This is a genomic window from Methylobacterium trifolii (genome assembly GCF_022179685.1).
In the GTDB taxonomy this organism is placed as follows: Bacteria; Pseudomonadota; Alphaproteobacteria; order Rhizobiales; family Beijerinckiaceae; genus Methylobacterium; species Methylobacterium trifolii.
In genome coordinates, this window is the sequence record NZ_BPRB01000051.1 from 1 (window position 1) to 11,032 (window position 11,032).

Here is an 11,032-nt window from a genome sequence, read left to right on the forward strand (position 1 = left end):
TTGGGGTGACAGGTTGTACTACACCATTCGGCCGCACTCTTCGCTCGGCTACCGCCCCCTCCTGCGCCAGAGGTCGTCATCTGGCCTGAAGCACCGAACGGATCAATACCGATCGCACGCCCCACCATCGTCACGCGACCGGCGATGCACTACCTTTGAAGCTGGACCGCCGAATGGGGGCAGGCCAGCGTCACGATACGCTTGTTCGCCGAGCCAACCGCTCATAGGTCTCGTTCATGACCCCGATACCGTTCGACAACAGCTACGCCCGCCTGCCGGAGCGCTTTTTCGCGCGGCGCGCCCCCACTCCCGTCGCTGCCCCGCGCCTGATCCACCTCAACCGCGGCCTCGCGGTGGACCTTGGCCTCGACGCGGAGTGGTTCGCCGGTCCCGAAGGTGTGACGGCGCTGGCCGGGAATAGTGTCCCGGATGGAGCCGAGCCGATCGCCGCCGCCTACGCCGGTCATCAGTTCGGCAACTTCGTGCCTCAGCTCGGCGACGGGCGCGCCGTCCTCCTCGGAGAGGTCATCGACCGCGACGGGCAGCGCCGCGACATCCAGCTCAAGGGCTCAGGCCCGACGCCGTTCTCCCGGCGCGGCGACGGCCGCGCAGCGCTCGGGCCGGTGCTGCGCGAGTACCTCGTCAGTGAAGCCATGGCCGCCCTGGGTATCCCAACGACCCGAGCGCTCGCGGCCGTCGCGACCGGCGAGCGCGTCGTACGCGAGACCCTGCTCCCCGGCGCGATCCTCACCCGCGTGGCCGCCAGCCACATCCGGGTCGGGACCTTCCAGTTCTTCGCGGCCCGAGATGACGTCGATGCGCTGCGGGCCCTGGCCGATCACGCCATCGTCCGGCACTACCCCGAGGCCTTGGGTGCCGAGGAGTCCTATTTGGCGCTGCTCGAAGGCATTGTTGCCCGCCAGGCCGACCTCGTGGCGGCTTGGCTCAACGTCGGCTTCGTCCACGGGGTGATGAACACCGACAACATGTCGGTGGCCGGCGAGACGATCGACTACGGCCCCTGTGCCTTCCTGGATGCCTACGACCCGCGCACGGTCTACAGCTCGATCGATGCCCGCGGGCGCTACGCCTACGGCAAGCAGCCAGGCATCGCGCTTTGGAACCTGACCCGTCTGGCAGAAGCCCTGCTACCGCTGCTCGGGACCGAGGATGCGGCAGTCGTCAAGGCTGAGGCGGCCTTGTCCGCCTTCAAGCCGCGCTTCGAAGCGGCTTACCGCGGCGGCCTCGCGCGCAAGCTCGGGCTGTCCGGAGCCTCGGAAGGCGACGTCGCGCTCGCGGACGACCTCCTCGCGCGGATGGCCGAGAACCAGGCGGACTTCACCCTGACATTTCGACGCCTGTGCGACGCGGCCGAGCGCCCGGAGGCCCATACGACGGTGCGCGACTTGTTCGTCGACCCGACGGCTTACGATGCCTGGGTCCCTCGTTGGCGAGAACGACTGAGGGCGCAGGCTCCTGCCGTGACGGCCGCCGCGATGCGTACCGTCAACCCGGCTTTCGTCCCGCGCAACCACCGCGTCGAGGCGATGATCGAGGCTGCGGTGGAGCGGGACGACTTCGCCCCGTTCGAGGAGCTTCTTTCGGTGCTGTCCCGGCCCTACGAGGACCAGCCCAGCCACGCGCATTACGCCGAAGCACCTGAGGACGGCGGTGCGGGCTACCGTACGTACTGCGGAACGTGAGCGCGCACTGGTAGCATCCTGTGAACGGGATTTTTTGGGACGGAATCCGAGCCTCGTTTTGGCTTTAGCGTCTTGGGGGATATGTAGCGCCCGCTTGCGCTCTAGCCGAGTTCGGCCGGTCCGTCGGCTTGAGGCGAGCGCGCCACACGGAGCGCTCGACGAGATCGCCGATCACACTCGCGAGAATCCCGGCGACGGCTTCGCTGCCGCGGGCGTTCAAGGTGCGCTGGGAGACCACCACCGAGAGGCGCCAAGACGGGGTCGGGTCCACGATTGGGACAGCGACCATCTCGCCGCGCTCGATCTCCGGTGCGAAGGCGAAATGCGGCATGATCGCCGCAAAAGCCTGGGCGCGGACGAGTTCGGCGATGGCGGGCAGGCTCTCGCAATCCGTCGCGGTCGGCGTGACGTCGTGGCGTGCTGCGATCTGCTCGATCACCGCCCGCAGCACGTTCGGGCGACCCGGAAGCACCACCGGAAGGGCCTGCTCGAAAACCTGCCTAAACGAGATCTCGCAACGTGAAGCAAGTGCGTGACCGGCCGGCACGATGAACATCAGGTCCTCGACCATCATCTCGGTCCAGGCCACGTGCTCGAACGCTTTGTGATCGTAGAGCAGCGCGACGTCCAAGCGCCCGGACTGAATCCATTCGTCGAGCGTCCCGGTCATCGCCTCGACGATATGCAGGCTGATGTTGGGCAGCACGTCCGACATCGTCCGGTAGAGCGGCAGCGACAGGCCCCGACAAGCGGAAGTCGGAAGGCCGACCGAGATGCGCCCGCTCGGGCTCGTCGCCTGCGAACGCACGATCTCCTTGGCCCGCTCGACTTCCTGCAGGATGCGCCGGGCATGCTCGTAGAACTTGAGCCCAAGTTCGGTCGGCGTGACCCCGCGTGCGTGGCGGACAAGGAGCGCGACGCCGAGTTCGTCCTCCAGGTTGCGCATCTGCTGGCTGAGCGAGGGCTGCGCGATCCGCAGCACCTCGGCGGCGCGCGACACGTTTCCGCTCTCCGCGATCTGCGCGAAGTACCGGAGCTGACGAAGGTCCATGGCGATCCCACCTAAGGTTCGACTGCAATCCGTAGAACACGCCTGCGATGTCAAATTGCTATGACGGAGAGCAATCTGCGCAAACTATGCGCATTCAATTTAATTTAGATCAACGATTTCAGTGATTTGAAAATTTCGAGACCTAATTTCTAGAGCCTATGAAATTTACCGATAGGTTTTGACGATGGCTTGTATCGGAAATTGGTCTTTGATGTGTGCTTTATTCGTTGCCTACCTTCATCCGCGCCGAATGGGCATCGGGCGGCAGTCTGGTCGGGTATCAGGCAATCGGAGATCTTCTCATGGATGCGCACAAGTATTTGCGCGGGCTCGTCGTGGCTGCGCCCCTGGTTCTCTCGCTCCCCGGCGCGGCTTGGGCGCAGCAGGAGGCCTGCATCGGCAATTCCGCGGCGATCACCGGCCCTGCGGCCTTCGGCGGCCAGGCCATCAAGATGGGCGCGGAGATCGCCATCGAGGAGATCAACGCCAAGGGCGGCGTACTCGGAAAACCGCTGCGCTTCGTCCAGTACGACGATGCGGGCGCGCCGCCGCGGGGCATCGACAACACGCGCCGCATCGCGCTTGCCGACAAGTGCGTGGTGATTCTCGGCGGCTACCACTCCACCGTCTCGGTGGCGCAGGTCGAGCCCGTGCATGCCATCGGCATTCCCTTCGTCGGCGTGCTCGCCGCCAACACCCAGGCCATCGAGAACGGGCGCAGTCCGAACTACATGTTCCGCGTCTCGGCGAAGGACAAATGGGTTGCCCGCTTCCTCGTCGAGCAGGCCGCCAAGGTCTCCAAGACGGGCAAGATCGCGTTCTTCTACGAGAATACCGGCTGGGGCAACGGCGCCGTGCCGGACGTGAAGGCCGCGATCGCCAAGGCCGGGAAGGAACTCGTGGCCACCGAAACCTTCAACTGGAACGACCAGGACATGACACCCCAGGCGATCCGCGCACGCGACGCAGGGGCCGACGTGACCTTGTTCTGGGCGCTCGACCGCGAAGGCAACCAGCTCATCCGCTCGATGGACAAGGTCGGCTACAAGCCCACCATCATCGGCGCCTGGGGCATCGCCGGCAATCTCGGCGAGCTTGCCGGCCCGCTCGCCAACGGCGTCGAGGTTGTGCAGACCTACAGCTTCATGGGTGAGCTCGACCCGCGCGGCCAGGCACTCTGGCAGAAGATTCAGGCCAAGTACGGCCTGAAAGACCCCGCGCAGATCAAGATGGGCTCCGGCATCGCCAATGCCTACGACGCCGTCTACATCGTGGCGCAGGCCATCGAGAAGGCGGGCGCCTACGACTGGAAGAAGGTCCGCGAGGCCCTATACCAGGTCAATCACGACGGCTTGGTGGCCAAGTATCAGCCCGCCTTCGATGCCACTGATCCTGAGCGCCAGGATGCGATCCTGCCGAGCTATTACAAGCTGACGGTCTGGTCGGACGGAAAGCTGCTGCCGATCGCGCAGACCCCCTACGGCAAGACGAACTGACACGACGAACCGACCGGACAGCGCCGGGCCCGACCTCCTCGGCCGGTGCGGTCGGGCCGGCCCCGACCGTTCCGATCTCGCCGGACGGCCCGCACGGGAGGCCATCGCGACAGCCATGACGACCGCCCTGCAATACACCCTCTCGGGCCTCGCGATCGGCGGCATCTACGCCCTGGTCGCCCTCGGCTTCCACATCATGTGGTCGGCCGCCAAGGCCGTGAACTTCGCCCACGGCGATACCTTGATGATCGGCGCGGTGCTGGCCGTGATGGGCGTCGATGCCGGCCTGCCCCTGCCGATCGCCTGTCTCCTGGCGATCCTGGCGGGAGCCCTGTTCGGCATCGCCCTGGAGCGCTTCGCGGTGCGGCCCTTCATCGGCGCCAACGCCTCGATCGGCTGGATGCTCACCACGATCGCGGTGGGCATCATGGCGGAGTCGTTGGCAACCATGCAGTCCGGAGGCTTCTCGCGCCCGCTGCCCTCGCCGGGCGTCGCGAGCGCCATCTCGATCTTCGGTGCGGGCGTCTACCCGCAGGAACTCGCGATCCCGGTCGTGGCGGTCCTCGCCATGGCCGGCCTGCACCTGATGCAGCGGCGCACCCTCGTCGGACGTGCGATGCAGGCGGTAGCCCACAACCGGCAGGCGGCCGCCCTGATGGGCATCGACGTGGACCGGATCGTGATGGTGTCCTTCGGTCTCGCCGCCCTGTTCGGCGCGGGCGCGGGCGTGCTCGTCGCCCCCGTGATCCAGGTCTCCGCCAGCATGGGCGTCCTGCTCGGGCTAAAGGGCTTCGCGGTCGCCATCATCGGCGGCATCACCAGCGGGCCGGGCGTGGTGCTGGCCGGCCTCGCCTTCGGCGTGATGGAGAAGTTCGTCGAGGGCTACATCTCGACGGCCGCCCGCGAGATCGTCGGCTTCAGCATGATGATCCTCGTCCTTCTGGCCTTCCCTCAGGGTCTGTTCGGCCGCCGGGAGATCTTCAAGGTATGAAGGCCGTCCACGCCCTCGGCTTCGCCCTGCTGGCCGCTGTCCTCGTTGCCGTGCCGATGACCTCCGGCAACGAGTACGAGCTGCGCCTGTTCATGCTGTTCCTGATATACGGCGTGATCGCGGTCGGCCTGAACGTCCTCGTCGGCCTCACCGGCCTCGTATCCCTCGGCCAAGCCGGATTGTTCGCCTTGGGCGCCTATACGGGCGCGATCCTGGCGATCCGGCTCGGCCTCGACCTCATCCTCGCGAGCCTCGGTGCGGCCGTCGTCTCGGCACTGTTCGGCGCCGCACTCGCCTATCCGAGCGTGCGGGTGCGCGGCGTCTACCTCGCGGTGGTGACGATCGCCTTCGGCCTCATCGTCGAGAACGTCGCCATCGAGTGGCAGGCTCTGACCGGCGGCACCACCGGACTCACCGGCATCCCGGGCCCGAATCTGTTCGGATACGCACTCTCGGGGTTCGCCTTCTACGGTGTCCTCGCCGTCACGCTCTTCCTGGCGACGCTCGCGGCGCACAACCTCAAGCATTCGGGCTACGGTCGGGCGATGCTGGCGGTGTCCCAGAGCGAGACCGCCGCGCGCAGCCTCGGCATCGGCGCCACCGGCCTGCGGACACTCGCCTTCGCCGTCGCCGCCGTGACGGCGGGGATCGCCGGCAGCTTCTACGCCTTCCTCAACGCCTACATCTCCCCCGACATCTTCACCTTCTCAGATTCGGTCCGCTTCCTGCTGATGGTGATCCTGGGCGGCGCGGCCACGACCTTCGGCCCGGTGCTCGGGGCCTTCATCCTCACATATCTGCCGGAGGTCCTGCAGCGCTTCGCCGAGTGGCAGAAATTCGCCTACGGCGCCCTGCTGCTCGCGGTGATGTTCGGTCTGCCCGGAGGCATCCTGGGCACGCTGGGCCGTCTCTACATCCGCCTGCGTCCGGGTCCGCGCGGCGTCGATGCGGCGGAGGGCACGTCCGTCGCCCAGACCCTAGCGGGCCGCTCGCCCGCCACGCTGGAGACGCGCGGGCTCACCGTGCGCTTCGGCGGTCTCACCGCCCTGGACGCGGCCACCATCCGGGTCGCCCCGGGCGAGATCCACGCCCTGATTGGCCCGAACGGGGCCGGCAAGTCGACCTTCGTCAACGCGATCTCGGGATTCTATCAGCCGAGCGAGGGCTCCGTGCATCTCGACGGGACCGAGATCGCCGGCCGCAAGGTCCACGGCATCGCCCGGCTCGGCCTGGCCCGCACCTTCCAGAACACCGAGCTGTTCGGCCAGATGACCGTGCTGGAGAACGTCATGGTGGGCGGCGTCAGCCATCTCGCCTACGGCCTGCCGGGCGCGATCCTGCGCACTCCCCGCTTCCGCCGGGAGGAGGCCGCCTGCCGGGCCGCCGCGATCGGCCTCCTCGACTTCGTCGGCCTCTCAGGCGTGGCCAACGAGGAGGCGCGCTTCCTCCCCTTCGGCCATCAGCGCCGCCTGGAGATCGCCCGCGCACTCGCCACGCGGCCCAGGCTCCTCCTCCTCGACGAACCCGCCGCCGGCTTGACGACGCAGGAGATCGACGAACTGGAAGACATGATCCGCAGGATCGCCGGGCTCGGGGTCTCGGTCCTCCTCATCGAGCACCATGTCGATCTGATCATGGCGGTCGCCGACACCGTGACGGTGCTCGATTACGGCCAGATCATCGCCAGCGATCGTCCGGAGGCGGTGCAGGCCGATCCGCGGGTGATCGAGGCCTATTTCGGCGGTCCGTCCACGATCCTCGGCGAGGAGGCCGCCTGATGGCCGACACCGGCCCCCTGCTCGCGGTGGAGGACCTGGAGGTCCGTTACGGCGCGGCGACCGCTCTGCGAGGTGCGAGCCTGAATGTGCAGCGCGGCCAACTCGTCGCCGTCATCGGAAACAACGGCGCCGGCAAGACCTCGCTGATGCGCGGGCTGACCGGTCTCGTGCGGCCCTCCGGCGGCCGCGTCCTGTTCAAGGGCGAGGACGTCACGCGCCGTCCCGCCCACGCCATGGTCGCCCGCGGCCTCGTCATGGTTCCGGAGGGGCGCCTGCTCTTCCCCGACCAGAGCGTCGAGGACAACCTGATCCTGGGCGCCTATGTCCATGGCGGCCTGAAATCGCCGCGCGCGAAGGCCACGCTGGAGCGGGCGCTGGCCCTGTTCCCGCGCCTGCGTGAGCGACTGCACCAGCCGGCCGGCAGCATGTCGGGCGGCGAGCAGCAGATGCTCGCCATCGCCCGCGGCCTGATGGCCGAACCCGACCTCCTCGTCATCGACGAACTCTCGCTCGGTCTCGCGCCGCGGGTCGTCGAGCAACTGATCGGCGTCCTGCGCGACCTCAACCGGCAGGGCCTCACAATTCTTCTTGTCGAGCAGCTCGCCTCCTACGCGCTCGCCATCGCCGACCACGCCTACGTGGTGGCGCAGGGGCGCGTGGTGCGGGACGGTCCGAGCGAGGCTCTCGCCCGCGATCCGGAGGTCATGGAGACCTTCCTCGGCAAGAAGAAAGCCGCCTGAGAGCGGCCTCCCGTGAACCCGCCCGGACGCGGCGCCCCGGCGCCGCGAACGCGCCCGCACGCCCAGGACAAGGAACCGCCATGCCCCAACGCGTCATCGACCTCAGTCTCCTGATCGAGGACAACATGCCGGCCCACAAGCTCTTCCAGCGGCCGGTGATCACCACGCATCTCAGCCACGAGAGCTCGACTGCCCTCGACCTCGGCGTCCCGGGCGATGCGATGACCTTCCAGACCAATTTCATCGCGATGCTCGACCATGTCGGCACGCACGTGGACGCCTTCCTCCACGTGAACCCGAACGGCCAGCCCGTCGACCAGATGCCGCTGGAGTTGTTCATGGGCAAGGCCGTCTGCTTCGACCTGCGCCACATCCCGGACCTTGGCGACATCACCGTCGCCGACATGGAGGCGGCGGAGGCCAAGAGCGGCGTGACGGTCGACGGGCACATCGTCCTGCTCTGCACCGGGTTCCACGCACGCAACTACCCGAGCCTCGACTCGGTCTGGAAGAACCCGCTCCTCACCGCCGAGGCGACGCGGTGGCTGCATGACCGGGGCTCGAAGATGCACGGCGTCGAGGGGCCGTCGACGGACAAGCCCAGCGACAACGTCTTCGCCCAGCACCGTCTCTGCCGCGACCTCGGTATGAGCCATTGGGAATGGCTCGTGAACCTGGAGGAACTCCTGGGCAAGGGCGAGGTGCAGTATTTCGGCGTGCCCCTGAAGTTCAAGGGCGGCTCCGGCTCGCCGGTGCGCGCCTTTGCCATCGTCAACGACTGATCGATCCGCGGCGCCCTGCGGGGCGCCGTGCCTCATTGCGGGAGCAGGCCGATGACGGATGCGTTCGACTTCATGACCGCGCTGGATCTGCGCCGGCTGGTCGTGACCCGCGCGGTCTCGCCGGTGGAACTCACCGAGCGTGCACTGGCCCGCGCGGAGGAGAGCCAAGCCACGCTGAACGCCTTCTGCCACATCATGCCGGAGGAGGCCCGTGCCGCCGCCCGGCGAGCCGAGGATGCCGTGATGCACGGTGGCCCCCTCGGGCTGCTCCATGGACTGCCGGTTTCGGTCAAGGATCTGATCGCGGTCGGCAACGCGCCGTTCGCGTCGGGATCGCGCGCCATGGCAGGCAACGTCGCCGCCGCCGATGCGCCATCGGTCGAACGGTTGCGGTCGGCCGGCGCGATCATCATCGGCAAGACGACGACCAGCGAGTTCGGCGCCAAGCCGGTGGGGGACTCGCCCCTGACCGGCATCACCCGCCATCCTTGGGATCTCACGAAGACGCCGGGCGGCTCCAGCGCGGGCGCCGCCGCCTCGGTGGCGGCCGGGATCACGCCGTTCGCGCTGGGCACCGACGGCGGCGGTTCGTTGCGCATCCCGGCAGCGTTCACCGGCCTCGTCGGCCTCAAGGCGCAGTTCGGCCGCGTCCCGGTCTGGCCGACCTCGGCGACACCGACGCTGGCGCATGTCGGCTCGCTCGCGCGCACGGTCGCGGATGCGGCCCTGTTGACCACGGCGATCTCCGGGCATGACCCGCGCGATCCCTTCGCGGTGGCCGGCCCCGTGCCCGACCTCCTCGGAGCGGCAAAGGCGTCCGTAGCCGGGCTCCGGATCGCCTGGAGCGCCACGCTCGGCTACGCGCGTCCGGCTCCCGAGGTCGCGGCCATCGCTCGAGTCGCCGCCGCGTCACTCGTCGATCAAGGCGCGACCGTCGAGGAGATCGAATCCGTGTTCGACGCCGACCCGGCCGATCTGTGGACTGCCGAGTTCTACGCCGGCATCGGAACGCGGCTGCGCGAGGTCCTGGAAACCCGTCGCGACCTGCTGGACCCGAGCGTCGCCGACGTGCTCGATGCCGCCCTGGCCCAGGAGATGCGCGGCTACTACGAGACCGTCTTCGCGCGCTACGCGCTGCGGGACCGCATGACGCGCTTCTTTTCCCGATACGACCTCCTCCTCTCGCCGACCCTGCCGATATCTTCGCTGGAGGCGGGCCGAAACATCCCCGAAGGCCTGGAGGATCGAAGTCTCGTCTCCTGGGCGTTCTACACCTATCCCTTCAATCTCACCGGTCAGCCCGCTGCTTCCGTCTGTGCTGGCATCGCATCCGACGGGATGCCGGTCGGCCTCCAGATCGTCGGTCGCAGTCTCGGAGAGGCGGACGTGGTGCGCGTTGCCGCCGCGATCGAACGCACGCATCCGGCGGGCTACAACCTTCGTCCTGCAACCAAGCCGTGACATTCGGATGTCGGCAGGTCGCGCCGGCCCCAAAGGAGCTTCGGATTTCACCCACAAAAGCCAAATTTAGCAATATTAAGATCACAATTGAAATACGTATTGTGATTTAATCCATATTTTCAAAAGGTAGATTTGCCTTACGCGATACTCGGAAGTTGGCCGACCGCTCGACAGCGGTAGCTTCCATTTTAATACACTTGGATGCTTAAGCAGTTTGAGCATTTATCAATAACGAAATTCGGATGCGAACCTAAGATTTGGCATAGTTCGGTCCTGAATGGCGCTTCTGTTTTGAAGTCCGCATTCCGAGGGCAAAGGTGGAAAGTGCATTTACTTGCTGGTCGAACTGCCATTCAGATCACTCATCGTCTGCGCAACAAAATATAAAAGACATTAGGTTTGAACAAACTCCCAGACTTTGGAGATGACGACCGAGCCTTCACCGACCGATGAGGCAACACGCTTGACGGAGCCGGCCCGTACATCGCCAACCGCGAAGATCCCAGGATGCGACGACGCATAGGGTGAGCCTGCGCCGACCGCGTCCCCGGTCAACACGAAGCCGTGACCATCGAGTTCGATGAGGCCAGAGAGCCAACGGGTGTTCGGCGCCGCCCCCACCATAACGAAGACGGCACAGGTCGAGATCGTACGGACCGTACCATCCATCACGTTGCGGATCGTCACCGCGTCGAGGCGATCCTCGCCATGGAGGGCGCTGACTTCGCATCCATAGTCGATGGTGATCGCCGGGTCCGCCTCCAGACGGCTCGAGAGATAGCGCGACATCGAGTTCGCAAGCGAGGAACCGCGCACCAGGAGACGAACATGCTTGGCTGAGCGGCTGAGAAACATCGCGGCCTGCCCGGCGGAGTTGCCGCCGCCGATGATGATCGTCTCCGCATTCCGGCAATAGCGCGCTTCGATTTCCGTCGCCGCATAGTAGACGCCCGCGCCCTCGAACGACTCGAGCCGGTCTATCGGCAGGCGCCGGTACTGGACACCGGTTGCGACGATGATGGTGCGCCCA

Annotated in this window: 9 protein-coding genes; 7 read left to right on the plus strand and 2 right to left on the minus strand. The window is 66.8% G+C overall.

The genetic code is table 11. The features are described from left to right. Nucleotides 1-236: 236 nt before the first annotated feature. Nucleotides 237-1,703: a protein adenylyltransferase SelO gene (locus COGEMETH_RS04445; RefSeq protein WP_238181401.1), complete on the plus strand. Its 1,467-nt coding sequence runs from the start codon at nt 237-239 to the stop codon at nt 1,701-1,703. A 64-nt stretch (nt 1,704-1,767) separates the two neighbouring features. On the opposite strand, the gene COGEMETH_RS04450 is transcribed toward COGEMETH_RS04445, so the two are convergent. Then, nucleotides 1,768-2,754: a LysR family transcriptional regulator gene (locus COGEMETH_RS04450; protein ID WP_238181402.1), complete on the minus strand. Its 987-nt coding sequence runs from the start codon at nt 2,752-2,754 to the stop codon at nt 1,768-1,770. Between the two features lie 302 nt (nt 2,755-3,056). Between COGEMETH_RS04450 and COGEMETH_RS04455 the strand changes: the two genes are divergently transcribed. From COGEMETH_RS04455 to COGEMETH_RS04480, 6 genes are all read left to right on the plus strand, one after another. Then, a complete protein-coding gene (locus COGEMETH_RS04455; RefSeq protein WP_238181403.1) occupies nt 3,057-4,250 on the plus strand; it encodes an ABC transporter substrate-binding protein in 1,194 nt (397 codons plus the stop codon). A gap of 115 nt (nt 4,251-4,365) precedes the next feature. Next, nucleotides 4,366-5,241, plus strand: a complete 876-nt coding sequence (locus tag COGEMETH_RS04460; RefSeq protein WP_238181404.1) for a branched-chain amino acid ABC transporter permease — start codon at nt 4,366-4,368, stop codon at nt 5,239-5,241. Further along, on the plus strand, nt 5,238-7,019 hold the full coding sequence (locus COGEMETH_RS04465; protein WP_238181405.1) for a branched-chain amino acid ABC transporter ATP-binding protein/permease: 1,782 nt from the start codon (nt 5,238-5,240) through the stop codon (nt 7,017-7,019). The genes COGEMETH_RS04460 and COGEMETH_RS04465 overlap by 4 nt, the downstream gene beginning before the upstream one ends. Further along, complete coding sequence (locus COGEMETH_RS04470; protein WP_238181406.1) at nt 7,019-7,759, plus strand: ABC transporter ATP-binding protein; 741 nt, start codon at nt 7,019-7,021, stop codon at nt 7,757-7,759. Before COGEMETH_RS04465 ends, COGEMETH_RS04470 begins: the two co-directional genes overlap by 1 nt. 80 nt (nt 7,760-7,839) lie before the next feature. Further along, complete coding sequence (locus COGEMETH_RS04475) at nt 7,840-8,541, plus strand: cyclase family protein (protein ID WP_238181407.1); 702 nt, start codon at nt 7,840-7,842, stop codon at nt 8,539-8,541. 51 nt (nt 8,542-8,592) lie between these two features. After that, nucleotides 8,593-10,002 carry an amidase family protein gene (locus COGEMETH_RS04480; protein WP_238181408.1) on the plus strand — a complete coding sequence of 470 codons (1,410 nt, stop codon included), beginning with the start codon at nt 8,593-8,595 and terminating at the stop codon, nt 10,000-10,002. Nucleotides 10,003-10,395: 393 nt separating this feature from the next. Here the strand turns inward: COGEMETH_RS04480 and COGEMETH_RS04485 are convergent. Beyond that, the coding region (locus tag COGEMETH_RS04485) for an NAD(P)/FAD-dependent oxidoreductase (protein WP_238181409.1) at nt 10,396-11,032 on the minus strand (637 nt) is incomplete at its 5' end.